Origin of the sequence: Streptomyces sp. NPDC053076, from assembly GCF_044546845.1 — a bacterium.
GTDB lineage: Bacteria > Actinomycetota > Actinomycetes > Streptomycetales > Streptomycetaceae > Streptomyces.
The window spans coordinates 43,762-58,964 of the sequence record NZ_JBITZL010000016.1 but is presented as its reverse complement, the minus strand read 5'-3'; the positions used below and the strand labels follow the sequence as shown (position 1 = coordinate 58,964).

Annotated in this window: 13 protein-coding genes; 4 read left to right on the top strand and 9 right to left on the bottom strand. The window is 72.6% G+C overall.

What is annotated here, in order from left to right:
* The first annotated feature begins 139 nt into the window (after nt 1-139).
* The gene (locus tag ACIGYR_RS37645; RefSeq protein ID WP_399608340.1) at nt 140-958 is read left to right on the top strand and encodes a GntR family transcriptional regulator; all 819 of its coding nucleotides are present in this window, start codon (nt 140-142) and stop codon (nt 956-958) included.
* Nucleotides 959-995: 37 nt separating this feature from the next.
* Here the strand turns inward: ACIGYR_RS37645 and ACIGYR_RS37640 are convergent, their stop codons facing one another.
* The 3 genes from ACIGYR_RS37640 to ACIGYR_RS37630 form a co-directional block, all read right to left on the bottom strand.
* The gene (locus tag ACIGYR_RS37640; RefSeq protein ID WP_399608343.1) at nt 996-1,421 is read right to left on the bottom strand and encodes a DUF6299 family protein; all 426 of its coding nucleotides are present in this window, start codon (nt 1,419-1,421) and stop codon (nt 996-998) included.
* 113 nt (nt 1,422-1,534) lie between these two features.
* On the bottom strand, nt 1,535-1,933 hold the full coding sequence (locus ACIGYR_RS37635; RefSeq protein WP_391847572.1) for a RidA family protein: 399 nt from the start codon (nt 1,931-1,933) through the stop codon (nt 1,535-1,537).
* Complete coding sequence (locus ACIGYR_RS37630) at nt 1,930-3,060, bottom strand: acyl-CoA dehydrogenase family protein (RefSeq protein WP_399608346.1); 1,131 nt, start codon at nt 3,058-3,060, stop codon at nt 1,930-1,932. Before ACIGYR_RS37630 ends, ACIGYR_RS37635 begins: the two co-directional genes overlap by 4 nt.
* A gap of 200 nt (nt 3,061-3,260) precedes the next feature.
* On the opposite strand from ACIGYR_RS37630, the gene ACIGYR_RS37625 reads away from it, so the two are divergent.
* Both ACIGYR_RS37625 and ACIGYR_RS37620 read left to right on the top strand, forming a co-directional pair.
* Nucleotides 3,261-4,853: an AMP-binding protein gene (locus ACIGYR_RS37625; protein WP_399608349.1), complete on the top strand. Its 1,593-nt coding sequence runs from the start codon at nt 3,261-3,263 to the stop codon at nt 4,851-4,853.
* Nucleotides 4,854-4,868: 15 nt separating this feature from the next.
* Nucleotides 4,869-5,681, top strand: a complete 813-nt coding sequence (locus ACIGYR_RS37620) for a PaaX family transcriptional regulator C-terminal domain-containing protein (protein WP_391847569.1) — start codon at nt 4,869-4,871, stop codon at nt 5,679-5,681.
* Between the two features lie 44 nt (nt 5,682-5,725).
* Here ACIGYR_RS37620 and ACIGYR_RS37615 read toward each other — a convergent pair whose 3' ends face one another.
* Complete coding sequence (locus ACIGYR_RS37615) at nt 5,726-8,125, bottom strand: bifunctional salicylyl-CoA 5-hydroxylase/oxidoreductase (RefSeq protein ID WP_399608354.1); 2,400 nt, start codon at nt 8,123-8,125, stop codon at nt 5,726-5,728.
* Between the two features lie 6 nt (nt 8,126-8,131).
* Nucleotides 8,132-8,959, bottom strand: a complete 828-nt coding sequence (locus ACIGYR_RS37610) for an enoyl-CoA hydratase family protein (RefSeq protein ID WP_391847567.1) — start codon at nt 8,957-8,959, stop codon at nt 8,132-8,134.
* A gap of 293 nt (nt 8,960-9,252) precedes the next feature.
* Here ACIGYR_RS37610 and ACIGYR_RS37605 point away from each other — a divergent pair, with 293 nt between their 5' ends.
* Nucleotides 9,253-9,705 carry an ATP-binding protein gene (locus tag ACIGYR_RS37605; protein WP_391847566.1) on the top strand — a complete coding sequence of 151 codons (453 nt, stop codon included), beginning with the start codon at nt 9,253-9,255 and terminating at the stop codon, nt 9,703-9,705.
* Here the strand turns inward: ACIGYR_RS37605 and ACIGYR_RS37600 are convergent.
* The 4 genes from ACIGYR_RS37600 to ACIGYR_RS37585 all read right to left on the bottom strand — a co-directional run bounded on the left by ACIGYR_RS37600 (nt 9,665) and on the right by ACIGYR_RS37585 (nt 15,151).
* Nucleotides 9,665-11,128, bottom strand: a complete 1,464-nt coding sequence (locus tag ACIGYR_RS37600; protein WP_399608358.1) for an amino acid permease — start codon at nt 11,126-11,128, stop codon at nt 9,665-9,667. The two genes, ACIGYR_RS37605 and ACIGYR_RS37600, sit on opposite strands and share 41 nt — an antisense overlap.
* A gap of 110 nt (nt 11,129-11,238) precedes the next feature.
* Entirely contained in the window at nt 11,239-12,261 is a 1,023-nt protein-coding gene (gene argF, locus ACIGYR_RS37595; protein WP_399608360.1) for an ornithine carbamoyltransferase, read from the bottom strand.
* 61 nt (nt 12,262-12,322) lie between these two features.
* The gene (locus ACIGYR_RS37590) at nt 12,323-13,546 is read right to left on the bottom strand and encodes an arginine deiminase (RefSeq protein WP_391847563.1); all 1,224 of its coding nucleotides are present in this window, start codon (nt 13,544-13,546) and stop codon (nt 12,323-12,325) included.
* A 216-nt stretch (nt 13,547-13,762) separates the two neighbouring features.
* Nucleotides 13,763-15,151 carry a macro domain-containing protein gene (locus tag ACIGYR_RS37585; RefSeq protein ID WP_399608365.1) on the bottom strand — a complete coding sequence of 463 codons (1,389 nt, stop codon included), beginning with the start codon at nt 15,149-15,151 and terminating at the stop codon, nt 13,763-13,765.
* Nucleotides 15,152-15,203 lie beyond the last annotated feature (52 nt).

Here is a 15,203-nt window from a genome sequence, read left to right as displayed (position 1 = left end):
GTCCCGGCCGTTACGAGAAAGTCACCGGAGCGCGTCCGTCCGCGATCCGTCCCTTTCGCCCGACCCGTTCGGTTGGACTAGACCATAGGGCAGTTGGTCGCTATAACGGGAGCCCATCGACACAGCCGGGAAGGCAGGCATGACCACCGACGTCAGCAGCGCCCAGCCCTACAGGGGGGCGTCCGGCCGCACCGCGCGCGTGCCGAAGTACTACCGGATCAAGCAGCAGCTCCTGTCCATGGCCGAGGCGCTGCAGCCCGGTTCGGCCATGCCCGCGGAACGTCTGCTCGCCGTCCGGTTCGACACCTCACGCACCACCGTCCGGCAGGCGCTCCAGGAACTGGTCGGCGAGGGCCGGCTCGACCGGATCCAGGGCAAGGGCACCTTCGTCGCCCAGCCCAAGCTGTACCGCACGCTCCAGCTCACCTCGCACACCGAGGACATGCGCGCCCAGGGGCTCACCCCGGCCTCGCAGATACTGGACATCGGAGAGGCCCCCGCGGACGAGAAACTGGCGGGCCTGCTCGGCATCGCGATCGGCGAGCGCGTGCTGCGCATCGAGCGGCTGCGGCTGGCCAGCGGCGACCCGATGGCGATCGAGACGACCCATCTGTCCGTGCGCCGCTTCCCCGGCCTGCGCCGGTCGCTGGACACCTGCCCGTCGCTCTACACGGCGCTCGCCGAGGTGTACGGCGTCCATCTCACCGAGGCCGACGAGACCATCGAGACCTCGCTGTCGACCCCACGGGAGGCGCAACTGCTCGGGACCGACGTGGGGTTGCCGATGCTGCTGCTGTCCAGGCACTCGCGGGACGCGGAGGGCACCCCGGTGGAGTGGGTGCGCTCGGTCTACCGCGGTTCCCGCTACAAGTTCGTCGCCGCCCTGCGCCGGCCGGGCGCTCCGGTGGTTGGGCGAAGAGCGGCTCCGCCGGACCCGGACGTCACCGGCCGCGGCTGAGCCGGGGTCTTCCGCGCCCGGCGCCGGCGGCCGCGTGTCACTCCTGGGTGAGCGTGATGTCCTGGTCGGTCACGGCGTGGAAGGCCGGCAGCAACAGGATGCCCGAGGGGCGCAGCTCCGTGAGGGTGGCCTGCACCCGGGCCGCTCCCGACCGCACCGGCTCCGCGGAGACCTTGCCGGAGTTCTGCCAGCGGTGCTCGGCGCCGTCGCACCGGGCCGTGCTGCCGCCGACACCCTGTTCGAGGCGGGAGTCGCCCTGGCTGAGCGATGAGCTGACGAGGACCGGTCCGGTGCCGCCGGCGCAGCGGTAGCTCCCCGTGAGCGTCACCGTGCCGTCGGGCGCGATCCGGCCGACGGGGTCGACGGTGATGAGCTCGGCAGGGTCGGCGCGGGCCGGGCCGACGGCGGTGCACAGCAGGGCCACGGCTCCGAGGACCGTGGCGGCGACGGGGCGTACGGGCATGGAGCGCCTCCCGGTTCCGGGGGATCGAGGGCTTCCACTGGTACTCGCCGTCCGGGCCGGCGGGCGTGACCGTCACCCCATCGGTGGCGCGTCATGCCCCCGTCCGGGCCGGACTACGGCAGTACGGCGAACCCGTCCAGTTCCACCAGCGCCCGCTCGTCCCACAGCCGTACGACCTCCACGACGGCCATCGCGGGATAGTCGCGGCCCGCCGAATCCCGCCAGATCCGGCCGAGTTCGCGCGCGTGCACGCGGTAGGCGGCGACGTCCGTGGCGTAGACGGTGACCCGGGCGAGGTCGGCGGGGGTGCCGCCGGCCGCGCGCAGGGCGGTGAGGAGGTTGCCGAGGGCCTTCTCGAACTGCTCGGGCAGGGTGTCCCCGACGATCTTGCCGTCGGTGTCCAGGGCGGTCTGTCCGGCGAGGAACACCACGCGGGAGCCGGCCGCGACGACGGCGTGCGTGAAGCCCGTGGGCGGGGCCAGCCCGGGCGGGTTGACGCGCTCGCTGCTCACCGGTCCTCCTTCTGCGCCGTGGCGTACAACTCCTTGGCGATGATGCCCCGTTGGACCTCGCTGGCACCTTCGTAGATGCGGGGCGCGCGCACCTCGCGGTAGAGGTGTTCGAGGAGGTGGCCGCGGCGCAGGGCGCGCGCGCCGTGCAGCTGGACGGCGGTGTCGACGACGTACTGCGCGGTCTCGGTGGCGAGCAGTTTGGCCATCGCGGCGCGCCGGGGGACGTCGCCGGCTCCCGCGTCGTACGCCGAGGCCGCCGCGTACACCATCAGCCGGGCCGCCTCGGTGCGCAGGGCCATCTCGGCGACCTGGTGGGAGACGGCCTGAAGGTCCATCAGCCTGCCGTCGAACGCCTCGCGCCGGCGGGTGTGGGCGACGGTGGCGTCCAGCGCCGCCTGGGCCATGCCGACCGCGAAGGCGCCGACGCTGGGCCGGAAGAGGTTGAGGGTGCCCATGGCGACGGCGAAGCCGCGGTCGGCCTCGCCGAGCACATCGGCGGCGGTGACGGGCACGGCGTCGAAGTCCAGGGCGCCGATGGGGTGCGGTGAGAGCATCTCCAGGGGGCTGCCGGTGAGTCCTGGCCGGTCGGCGGGGACGAGGAAGGCGGTCACCCCGCGGGCGCCGGCGCCGGGCGTGGTGCGGGCGAAGACGGTGTAGACGTCGGCCTCGGGAGCGTTGGAGATCCAGCACTTGGCGCCGGTGAGCCGCCAGCCGTCACCGTCGGGCTCGGCAGCGAGGGCCAGCGCCGCCGCGTCCGAGCCGGCTCCGGGCTCGCTCAGCGCGAAGGCGGCGACCGCGCTGCCGTCGGCGACCGGGGGCAGCCAGCGCTCGCGCTGGGCCGGGGTGCCGTGGGCGTGCACCGGATGGGCGCCCAGACCCTGAAGGGCGAGGGCGGTCTCGGCCTCGGTGCAGGACCGGGCGAGGGACTCCCGCATCAGACACAGCTCCAGCGCGCCGGAGTCGAACAGACGTGCGAGCAGGCCCTGTCGCCCGAGTTCGGCGAGGAGCGGCCGGTTGACGCGGCCGGGCTCGCCCCGGTCGGCGAGCGGGAGCAGCCGCCCGGCGGCCAGCTCGCGCAGTTCGGCACACCAGGCGGTCTGCTCCGGTGCGAGTGAGAATGCGGACACGGCCGTCCTCCCTCCGGGGCGGCCGGACCGGCCCTCCCGTCGCCTTCGAGGCGGGCCCCTCCCCACCTGCCCTTCCGACGTTATCGCGCACAGTTGACTGCCGTCACCAACGCGATACGCTGGAGGTCCCCCCTTTGGGGGAGCGCGAGCCCACCAGGAAGCCCGTCCGGACGTCTGTCACGGCAAGGGGGCGGACCGCCATGCATCTCTCGGCCCATGTCGACACCTTCGCGCGCGACCATCTGCCCCCGCCGCACGAGTGGCCCGAGCTGCGGTTCGACCTGCCGGAGCTGCGTTACCCCGATCGGCTGAACAGTGCGGCGGAACTCCTGGACCGGGCCGACCCGGCCCGTCCGGTGTTCCACACCCAGGCGGGCCCCACCTGGACGTACGGCGAGCTGCGCGCACGGGTCGACCGGATCGCCCACGTGCTCACCGGCACCCTGGGCGTCGTCCCGGGCAACCGGGTGCTGCTGCGCGGCCCCACCACCCCCTGGCTCGCCGCCTGCTGGCTGGCCGTGCTGAAGGCGGGAGCCGTCGCGGTCACCGTGCTGGCCCAGCAGCGTCCGCACGAGCTGGTCACCCTGTGCGAGATCGCCCGGGTCGGCCACGCGCTGTGCGACATCCGGGCGGTGGACGACCTGGCGAAGGCCGGGATACCCGGGCTGCGGATCACGACGTACGGCGGTGACACACCCGACGACCTGCTGCGCCGCCCGGCTCCCGACAAACCCTTCCCGGCAGTGGACACCGCGGCCGACGACGTGGCCCTGATCGCGTTCACCTCCGGCACCACGGGTCGCCCGAAAGGGTGCATGCACTTCCACCGGGATGTGCTCGCGACAGCCGACACCTTCTCACGGCATGTGTTGCGCCCCCACGAGGACGACGTCTTCGCCGGCACTCCCCCGCTCGGCTTCACCTTCGGCCTCGGCGGGCTGGTGATCTTCCCGATGCGGGCCGGAGCCAGCTCCCTCCTCCTCGAACAGGCCGGACCCCGCCAGCTGCTGCCCGCGATCACCGAGCACCGCGTCTCGGTCCTGTTCACCGCGCCGACCGCCTACCGCGCCATGCTGGAGGACCTGGACGGCCACGACGTCTCGTCCCTGCGGCGCTGTGTGTCGGCCGGCGAGAACCTGCCCGCGGCCACCTGGCGGGCCTGGCACGACCGCACGGGCGTGCGCATCATCAACGGCATCGGCGCGACCGAGCTGCTGCACATCTTCATCTCCGCCGCCGACGAGCACATACGGCCCGGCAGTACGGGCGTGCCGGTGCCCGGCTGGCAGGCGCGCGTCCAGGACGCCGACGGCAAGCCCGTGCCCGACGGTGAGCCCGGCCTGCTGGCCGTCCGCGGCCCGGTCGGCTGCCGCTACCTCGCCGATCCGCGGCAGCGGCAGTACGTCCGGGGCGGCTGGAACGTCACCGGTGACGCCTACGTCCGCGAGGCCGACGGCTACTTCCGCTACGTCGCTCGCGCCGACGACATGATCATCTCCGCCGGGTACAACATCGCGGGCACGGAGGTGGAGGACACCCTGCTGCGCCATCCGGACGTCACCGAGACGGCGGTCGTCGGCCGCCCGGACGAGGTCCGCGGGCAGGTGGTCGTGGCCTACACGGTGCTGCGCGCCGGGGCCCGGCGCGACCCGGAGGCGCTGCGCGCGTTCCTCATCTCCGAACTGGCGCCCTACAAGTGCCCGCGCGAGTTCGTCTTCCTGGACGCGCTGCCCCGCACGGCCACCGGCAAGCTCCAGCGGTTCCGCCTGCGCACCGGAGGTGACCGGCAGTGATGCCGACGACCTAAAATGATCAACGTGTCCGAGCAGCACGCCCCCAGGTCCCTCATCGTCACGCTCTACGGCGCGTACGGCCGCTACATGCCCGGCCCGGTGCCCGTCGCCGAGCTGATCCGGCTGCTGGCCGCGGTCGGCGTGGACGCGCCCTCCGTACGCTCCTCCGTCTCCCGTCTCAAGCGGCGCGGCCTGCTGCTGCCGGCCCGCACGGAGTCCGGCGCGGCAGGGTACGAACCCTCCGCCGAGGCACGGCAGTTGCTGGAGGACGGCGACCGGCGCATCTACGCCGGCGCGCCCGTGGCGGACGAGGGCTGGGTGCTCGCGGTGTTCTCGGTCCCCGAGTCGGAGCGGCAGAAGCGGCATGTGCTGCGCTCCCGGCTGGCGGGTCTCGGCTTCGGCACCGCGGCCCCCGGGGTGTGGATCGCCCCGGCCCGCCTGTACGAGGAGACCGAGCACACCCTGCGCCGGCTCCGCCTCGATCCGTACGTGGACTTCTTCCGCGGCGAGCACCTGGGCTTCGCGCCCACGGCCGACGCGGTGGCCCGCTGGTGGGACCTCGCCGCCATCGCCAAGGAGCACGAGCGCTTCCTCGATGTGCACGCGCCCGTGCTGCACGCCTGGCAGCACCGTCCGGACACCCCGCCCGAGGAGGCGTACGGCGACTACCTCCTCGCCCTCGACTCCTGGCGCCATCTCCCCTACACCGACCCGGGCCTGCCCACCCACCTGCTCCCGGCCGGCTGGCCGGGCGTCCGCTCGGCGGAGGTCTTCCGGGAACTGCACGCGCGGCTGCGGGACGCGGGGGCGGCGTTCGCGGGTCTGTGACCGCCTGCCGGACGGTGCCGCCCCGGGCGCCGGGAGGGTGGATCTCAGCCGCTGAGCGTGAGCCGGGGCTTGGGGGCGTCGGTGCGCCCGGTCCGCGGGCGTCGGCTGCCCGCACGGTAGGGCGCGGGCCAGACCGCCCCCGGGCCCGTGTAGCCCTGCTCGACCGCCGCGTGCAGGGTCCAGTGCGGGTCGTACAGATGCGGTCTGGCCAGCGCGCACAGATCCGTACGGCCCGCGAGGATCAGCGAGTTGACGTCGTCCCAGGAGGAGATGGCGCCGACCGCGATCACCGGGATGCGGGCCTCGTGGCGGATCCGGTCGGCGAACGGGGTCTGGTACGACCGCCCGAACTCCGGCCGCTCCTCGGCCACCACCTGACCGGTGGAGACGCCGATGGCGTCGGCGCCGTGCGCGGCGAAGGCCCGGGCGATCCCGACGGCGTCCTCGACGGTCGTCCCGCCCTCCGCCCAGTCCGTGGCCGAGATCCGGACGGTCATCGGCCGCTCGGCCGGCCACACCGTGCGGACGGCGTCGAAGACCTCCAGCGGGAACCGCAGCCGCCTCTCGAACGAGCCGCCGTAGGCGTCGGTGCGCAGATTGGTGAGCGGGGAGAGGAAGCCGGAGAGCAGATAGCCGTGGGCGCAGTGCAGTTCGAGCAGGTCGAAGCCGGCCCGGGCGGCTCGCCAGGCGGCGGCGGCGAACTGCTCGCGGATGTCGGTGAGCTGGGCGCGGGAGAGCCGGCGCGGAACCTGGCTGGCCGGCTTGTACGGCAGCGGGGAGGCGGCGACGAGGGGCCAGTTGCTGGTGTCCAGCGGCTCGTCCATGCCCTCCCACATCAGCTTCGTGGATCCCTTGCGGCCGGAGTGGCCGAGCTGTACACCGATCGCGCTGCCCGGCGCCTGGCGGTGCACGAAGTCGGTGACACGCCGCCACGCCTCGGCCTGCCGGCCGGTGTAGAGACCGGCGCAGCCGGGGGTGATCCGGCCCTCCTCGCTGACGCACACCATCTCGGTCATCACGAGGCCCGCCCCGCCGAGGGCGCGGGCGCCGAGGTGGACGAGGTGGAAGTCGCCGGGGACGCCGTCGGTGGCGGAGTACATGTCCATCGGTGACACGACCACCCGGTTGCGCAGGGTCAGGCCGCGCAGCCGGAACGGCGTGAACATCGGGGGTGTGCCGGGCGAGCAGCCGAACTCGCGCTCCACGGCCCCGGTGAAGTGGGCGTCGCGCAGCCGGAGGTTGTCGTGGGTGACGCGACGGCTGCGGGTGAGCAGGTTGAAGGCGAACTGCCGGGGCGACTGGCCGAGGTACAGCCCCAGGTTCTCGAACCACTCCAGGCTGGCCCGGGCGGCCCGCTGGGTGGAGGCGACGACGGGCTTGCGCTCCTCCTCGTAGGCCGCCAGCGCCTCGCGCACGTCCGGATGTTCCTGGAGGCAGGCGGCCAGGGCGAGGGCGTCCTCCACGGCGAGCTTGGTGCCGGAGCCGATGGAGAAGTGGGCGGTGTGCGCGGCGTCGCCGAGGAGGACGACGTTGCCGTGCGACCAGCGGTCGTTGACCACCGTGCGGAAGCTGGTCCAGGCCGAGTTGTTGGAGCGCAGGGGGCGTCCGCGCAGGGCGTCGGCGAAGATCTTGGCGCAGCGCTCGACGGATTCCCGCGGGGTGATGTCGTCGAACCCCGCCGCCCGCCAGACCTCCTCGCGCATCTCCACGATGACGGTGGAGGCGCCGGATCGGTCCTGTGGCCCGGCGGGCCCCGTCGAGGGGTGGTCGTCGGCGGACGGGCGGGCATAGGGATAGCCGTGCAGCTGCATCACGCCGTGCTCGGTCTCGGCGATCTCGAAACGGAAGGCGTCGAAGGGGAAGTCGGCGGCGAGCCAGATGTAGCGGCAGCCGTGTTCGGTCACCTGGGGGCGGAACACCTGGGCGTATGTCCCACGGGTGGTGCTGTGGACCCCGTCGGCGGCGATGACGAGGTCGTACTCGGCGGAGAGGACGTCCGGGTGGGGGGCCTCGGTGCGGAAGTCGATCCGTACGCCGAGGGAGCGACAACGGTCGTGCAGGATCTCCAGGAGGCGACGGCGGCCGAGGGCGGCGAATCCGTGGCCGCCGGACCGGTGCGTGGCACCCCGGTGCACTATGTCGATGTCGTCCCAGCTGACGAAGTCGCGCCGCAGGGCGGCGTAGACGACGGGGTCCGCGTGCTCGATGCCGCCGAGGGTCTCGTCCGACAGGACGACTCCGAAGCCGAAGGTGTCGTCCGGGGCGTTGCGCTCCCAGACGGTGATGTCCCTCGCCGGGTCGAGTCGCTTCAGCAGGGCGGCCGCGTACAGCCCGCCGGGGCCGCCGCCGATGACGGCGATGCGCTGCGGCCGGCTGCTCGTGTGCGGCGGCTGCGGACGCCCTGTGGGCCCCCGCGCGGGTTCCGGCGCTCCTGAGGTCGGCATGGAAGCTCACCTCCCCCGCCACTTCGGCGGGCGTTTCTCCGTGAAGGCCGCGTGGAACTCCGCGTAGTCCTCGCCGTTCATCAGCAGGGCCTGGGTGGAGGCGTCCAGTTCCACCGATGCCGCCAGGGGCATGTCCAGCTCCGCGGTCAGCAGGGCCTTCGTCTGGGCGTGGGCCAGGGCGGGGCCGTCGGCCAGCCGGCGGGCCAGGGCCTGGGCGGCCTCGTCGGCCCCGCCCTCCTCCGTCAGCTCGCTGATCAGGCCGATGCGCTCGGCCTCGGGGGCCCGCACCGGGTCGCCGAGCATGAGCAGACGGGTCGCGTGGCCGAGGCCGACGACCCGGGGCAGCAGATAGGCCGCGCCCATGTCGCCGCCGGACAGTCCGACCCGGGTGAAGAGGAAGGCGAAGCGGGCCGAGGGGTCCGCGATCCGGAAGTCGGCGGCGAGGGCGAGCACCGCCCCCGCGCCGGCCGCCACCCCGTGCACCGCGGCGATCACCGGGAACGGACATTCGCGGATCGCCCGGACGACCTGCCCGGTCATCCGGTTGAAGTCGAGCAGCTGGGCGGTGTCCATGGACAGCGTGGCGCCGATGATCTCGTCGACGTCGCCGCCCGAGCAGAAGCCGCGCCCCTCGCCGGCCAGCACCAGGGCCCGTACCGAGCGCTCGCGGGTCAGTTCGGCGAGCAGGTCGCGCAGGTCGGCGTAGGCGCCGAAGGTGAGGGCGTTGAGTTTCTCGGGGCGGGCGAGGGTGACGGTGGCGACCCCGTCGTCGAGCCGCACCCGCAGGTGTGCCCAGTCGGCGGTGCGGGCGGCCGAGCCGGTGAAGGGACTCATGACGTGCGGACTCCTTGGGGGACGTGCCGTACGTTGCTCTGCCTCACGAAGTTATCACTTGTTTGTGACTGTCGTCACGGGCACGCGACATGCCGCCCCGGCCGGCCGGTCCGGGTCACATGGTCACCGGTCGTCGACAGGGCGGTAACAAGGGGCCCGGAGCGGCGAGGCGGGCGGCCGGGCGGGGTAAGCCGCCGGTACCGGGGCCGAGGGGGTCCCGGGCGAAGCCCGCCGACGGCCCTGAGGGGCGGGCCCGTACCATTCCTGTAGTCGAAAGCAGGACAGCCTGCTCCATGAACGGACTCGCCTTGCACGAACGCCCCGCCGACTCGGCCTCCTGGCGCATCGCGCTGCCGCACACCGCAGCGGCGGTGCCCGTGGCGCGTGCCCTGGTGCGCACGGCCCTCACCGAGGTGGAGCACCTGGCCGACTGCGACACGGCGGAGCTGCTCACCGCCGAGCTGGTGGCCAACGCGGTGGAGCACACCGCCGGGCGCGGCCCGATAGAGCTGGTGGTGGAGCTGCTGCCGACCGGCTGCCAGGTCGAGGTGCACGACCCGGACCCGGCGCCGCCCGGCCATCTGACCCGGCCGGTGATCGAGGAGCCGGACCCGTGGCAGGAGGGCGGGCGCGGTCTGCTGCTGATCCGCGCCCTCAGTTCCTCCTGCGGTCACCGCCCCACCCCGTCGGGCAAGGCGGTGTGGTTCAGACTGCCTGTGATTCCCGCTCAACGGCGTCCGGCGTGACGTCGACGGCCGGCGTGGCCTCGGCGGCCGGCCGCGCCAGCGTGGAGTGCCGGCGGCCGTAGGCGCCGTAGACCAGCAGGCCCACCACGAGGAACACGGCGAACTGCAGCCAGGTCTGCCAGCCGGTCTCGTACATCAGGTACAGGCAGAAGCCGACGCCCAGCAGCGGGGCCACCGGATAGAGCGGCACCCGGAAGCTGCGGGCGAGGCCCGGCTCGCGGCGGCGCAGCGCGATCACCGTGATGTTGACGACGGCCATGATGGCGAGCGTGCCGATGGTGCACAGGTTCATCACGGCGTCGAGGGAGGCGAAGGCCGCCGGGACCGCGAAGACGACGGCGACGATCAGCGTGCCGGCGACCGGCGTGGACGTCTTCGGGGACACCTTCTCGAAGACGCGCGGGATCAGGCCGTCCCGGGACATCGACATCAGGATGCGGGTCTGGCCGTACATCACGGCGAGGACCACGGAGGCGATGGCGACGACCGCGCCGAAGGCGATGACACCGCCGCCCACGGCGGAGCCGGTGACCTCGTTGACGACGTAGGAGAGGGCGGCGGGGCGGCCGGCGACCTGGTCGCCGCCGATGGCGCCGATCGCGGCGAGCGCGACCGCGCAGTAGAGCAGGGTGACCAGGCCCATGCAGACCAGGATCGCGATCGGGATGTCCCGGCGCGGGTTCTTGGCCTCCTCACCGGCGGTGGTGATCGCGTCGAAGCCGATGTAGGAGAAGAACGCGGCGGTGGTGCCCGCGCCGATGCCGCCGAGGCCGGCCGGGGAGAACGGGGTGAGGTTGCCGTCCTTGAAGGCGCTGTAGCCGATCACGCAGAAGGCGAGCAGGATCACGAGCTTCACCGCGGCCATGGCGGCCGTCGCCCGGGCGCTCTCCCGCACCCCGCGCACCAGCAGCAGCGAGGCCATGGCGATGACGATCACGGCCGGGAGGTTGACGATGCCGCCGTCGCCGGGGCCCGCGGACAGGGCGGCCGGGAGCTGCCAGCCGGTGAGGCTGTGCAGCAGCTCGTTGACGTACTGGCTCCAGCCGACCGCGACGGCCGAGATCGAGATGCCGTACTCCAGCAGCAGGCACCAGCCGACGAGGAAGGCGGTGGACTCGCCGAGGCCGGCGTAGGCGAAGGAGTACGAGGAGCCGGAGACCGGGATCGCGCCCCCCAGCTCGGCGAAGGAGAGGGCGGTGAAGACGCAGGTGAGCGCGGCGAGGACGAAGGAGACGACGACGGCGGGGCCGGCCTGGGCGACCGAGTCGGAGAGGCCGACGAAGATGCCGGTGCCGACGATGGCGCCGACGCCGAAGCAGATGAGCTGGAAGAGGCCCATGGTGCGCTTCAGGCCGTGGCCCTCGCGGTCGGCGCCTGATTCGGCGACGAGCAGATGCGGGGACTTGATGCGGGGAGCGGGCATGCGGGTGGTGCTCGTTTCTGGTGGTGCGGGCGCCTGTCGTGGTGGCGCGGCGACGGCTTCGGAATGGGTGGTTCCGGGCCGCCGGTCAGGATACGGCCTGGTGAGGCGGGTCAGGCAAGGATTTCCCGGCCGAGTGTGGCCACCAGCACCGCCTTGATGGTGTGCAGGCGGTTCTCGGCCTCGTCGAAGACGACCGAGTGGGCGGACTCGAAGACCTCGTCCGTGACCTCCAGCGACCGCAGGCCGTGTGTCTCGTGGATCCGCTGCCCCACCACGGTGCCGAGGTCATGGAAGGCCGGCAGGCAGTGCAGGAACTTCACGTCCGGGTTGCCGGTGGCGCGCAGGACGTCCATGGTCACGGCGTAGGGGCTGAGGGCGGCGATCCGCTCGTCCCACACCTGCGTGGGCTCGCCCATGGAGACCCAGACGTCGGTGGCGACGAAGTCGGCGCCCGCGACGCCTTCGGCGACGTCCTCGGTGAGGGTGACGCGGGCCCCGCTCGTGGCGGCGAGCGCCTGGGCGCGGTCGACGATCGCCTGGTCGGGCCAGTAGGACTTCGGGGCGACGATCCGGACGTCCATGCCGAGCAGGGCGCCGGTGACCAGGTAGGAGTTGCCCATGTTGAAGCGGGCGTCGCCGAGGTAGGCGAAGGTGATCTTCCGCAGCGGCTTGGCGCTGTGCTCGGTCATGGTGAGCACGTCGGCGAGCATCTGGGTGGGGTGCCAGTCGTCGGTGAGGCCGTTGTAGACGGGCACACCCGCGTACGCGGCCAGCTCCTCGACCTTGGCCTGACTGTCGCCGCGGTACTCGATGGCGTCGTACATCCGGCCCAGCACGCGGGCGGTGTCCTTCACGGACTCCTTGTGCCCGATCTGCGAACCGGACGGGTCGAGACAGGTCGTGTGGGCCCCCTGGTCGGCCGCGGCGACCTCGAACGCGCAGCGGGTGCGCGTCGAGGTCTTCTCGAAGATCAGCGCGATGTTCCGCCCGCGCAGATACCGGTTCTCGGTCCCGGCCTTCTTGGCGGCCTTCAGCTCGGCGGCCAGCTCCACCAGGCCGCGGAACTCCTCCTCGGTGAAGTCCAGCTCCTTGAGGAAGTGGCGGCCGGCGAGGGCGGTCGGGACTGTCGCCATGGCGGGCGCTCCCTATGTCGACTACAGCGGACCTTGGAAGTCTATACGATCCTTCACATTTCTATACAGCGTCTCGTTCCACGGGACAGCTCATGCACCGGGGACCGCCCCGGCCCCGGCCCAGCTCACTGCCCGGGATCTCGATCACCTCGATGCCCTGCTTGCGCAGGTGGGTGTTGGTGGTGGAGTTGCGCTCATAGGCGACGACGACACCCGGTTCGACGGCCAGGACGTTGCAGCCGTCGTCCCACTGCTCGCGTTCGGCGGCGTGCACGTCCTGGGTGGCGGTCAGCACCCGGATCTCCCCGAGGCCGAGCGCGGCGGCGATCGCCCGGTGCATGTGCTCCGGAGGGTGGTCGGTGACCTTCAGCTCCTGTTCACCGGCCCCCGGCTCGATGGTGTACGAGCGGAGCATGCCGAGCCCGGCGTACTGGGTGAAGGTGTCACCGTCGACCATGGTCATCACCGTGTCGAGGTGCATGAACGCACGCCGCTTGGGCATGTCGAGCGCGACGATGGTGCGCGCGGAGCCGGCCGCGAACAGCTTGTGCGCCAGCATCTCCACGGCCTGCGGCGTGGTGCGCTCACTCATTCCGATCAGCACAGCGCCGCCACCGATGACCAGGACGTCACCGCCCTCGATCGTGGAAGGGTAGTCGGCCTGCCCCCGGGACCAGACACGGAACGTTTCCGCACGGAAGAGCGGGTGGTGGCGGTAGATCGCCTCGAAGTGGACGGTCTCCCGCTGCCGGGCGGGCCAGCGCATGGCGTTGATGGAGACACCGTCGTAGATCCAGGCCGAGGTGTCACGGGTGAACAGGTGGTTGGGCAGCGGGCGGAGGAGGAAGTCGTCCAGGTCCATGACGTGGAAGCGGACGGAGGCCGGTTCCGCGTGGGCGTCCAGGAACTCCCGCTTGGTCATGCCGCCGACCAGGGCCTCGGCCAGCTCTTCCGGGGTCAGCCGGTCGAAGGCGGCGCGCAGGTGGTCGGTGGCGAGGGGGCCGTACTCCTTCTCGTCGAAGACCCGGTCCAGGACGAGCGTGCGGGCCTCGGGGAACGCCAGGGTCTCGGCGAGCAGCTCCCCGAAGAGATGGACGACCACCCCGCGGTCGCGCAGTACGTCGGCGAACCCGTCGTGCTCGGCGCGCGCCCGGCGCACCCAGAGCACATCGTCGAAGAGCAGGGCGTCCTTGTTGCTGGGGGTGAGCCTTTTGAGCTCAAGATCCGGCCGGTGCAGGATGACGCGGCGCAGCCGCCCGGCCTCGGAGTCGACATGGAATCCCATGCCTCCATCCTGACCATCGAGGCCCCGCTTCACCCTCCGCTCGGCCGTTTCCGCGCCCTCCGATTCTCGTCCCCATGACGACAAGTGGCCGCACGGGCACGGCCCACGGCCCACGGACGGCTCCGCCGCGCACAGCAGCGGAACGGAAGCGCTCCGGAAGCGGGCGGTGGCTGTCCGCGGAAGCGGGAGCCGATCTTTGCTGGAGACATGCCCAGTTCAGCCGACACCGGTCGGCCCGAGTGCCGGCCCGCGCTCGTCCACGCCGCGCAGGAACCCCTCGACCGCCGACAGGTCGGAACGCTCCAGGTCGTCGGCGCGCAGGACGACGCGCAGCTCGGGGCAGACCGCGGGGTCCTGGCCGAGGCTGCGGGTGAAGGTCTCGACGATCAGCAGCAGCAGCTGGGTGCGGTCGAGTTCGACGAGGCGGGACAGGCCCGCGCCGATCAGCGGTATGGCCACCGGTTTGAACAGGCCGTGCAGGGCGACCGACGGCCACAGGCGTTCCAGGCTCACCCGGAGGTCCGCCGGGGCGGACCGGGCGCGCAGGTCGTTGCCGAGCCGGGAGTAGGCGAGGGCGAAGACCCGGCGTTTGCCGACGGGCACCGCCACCGCCGTACCGATCGGGTAGCGGGTGCGCCGGCCGCGCCGCTTGTCCCGGACGCTCTCCGTGGCCAGCGGCACGAACTCCCTCAGCCCACGGCGCAGTTTGTCGTCCAGGAGCCGGTGCCGGCCCTCGAAGAGGCGGTCGACGAGCTGGCCCTGCACGCTCTCCCGGCTGATCACGACGTCGTCGGCGAAGGTGTCGAAGGTGTCGGAGAACCCGATGACCAGGTTGGCGTCCTCCTGGTCGAACAGGTCACCGCGCACCACGACGACGTCCACCCGCAGCCCGCGCAGGGTGTGGCGCAGCAGTTCGTCCCCGTGCCGCTCGCGCAGCCGGGCGTTCAGCCGGGCGAGGGTGGCGGCGGCCTCGGGGTCCTCGGGCCGTTCCCGCGCCGTCTGTTCGGCCACCGGCAGGGCGAGGTCGTAGCGGCCCAGCGCGGTGTGCCCGGCGATCAGTTCCCGCAGCGCGGTCTCCCTGAGCTGGGTGAGCCGTCGCACCGGTACGGTCGCGAACTCCTCGCCCTGCGCCTCGGCCAGCGGCGGGCCGCACCAGAGCCGCAGGGCGTCGCCCAGCAGCCGGACGGCCGAGGCCGGTGCCGCGCGCAGCGCGTCGCCCACCAGACGGGCGAACTCGAGGCTGTCCAGTTCGCCGTCGTCCAGGTCCAGTCGGTAGGTGCTCTCGGCTCCGCGCGCGGTCGGCAGCTGTCCGGTGCGCACGATCCGGGCACCGTGCCCCGGCCCGGCGAGGTCGAACGCGCGCCGCAGCTCCAGTATCCGCTTCTGCACCTCGTTGCGGTTGCGCAGATCCTGGTGCGGCAGCTGAACGGTCTGCTGCCAGACGTCCCGGTACAGCCGGCGCGCGGTCACGGCCTCGCCCTCGGCGGCGACCAGGCGGACCAGCAGCCGTGCCGTCAGCGGGGTGAGGCGTACCGGGGCGCCGTTGACGTCCAGCCGGAGCGGACCCAGGACGCTCACGCGTATGCGCGGGGTACGGGTCTGCACGCGCCTCGCCCCCTCCGCCGCGTGACGTCCCGTCAACAATGGTGTCAGGGTA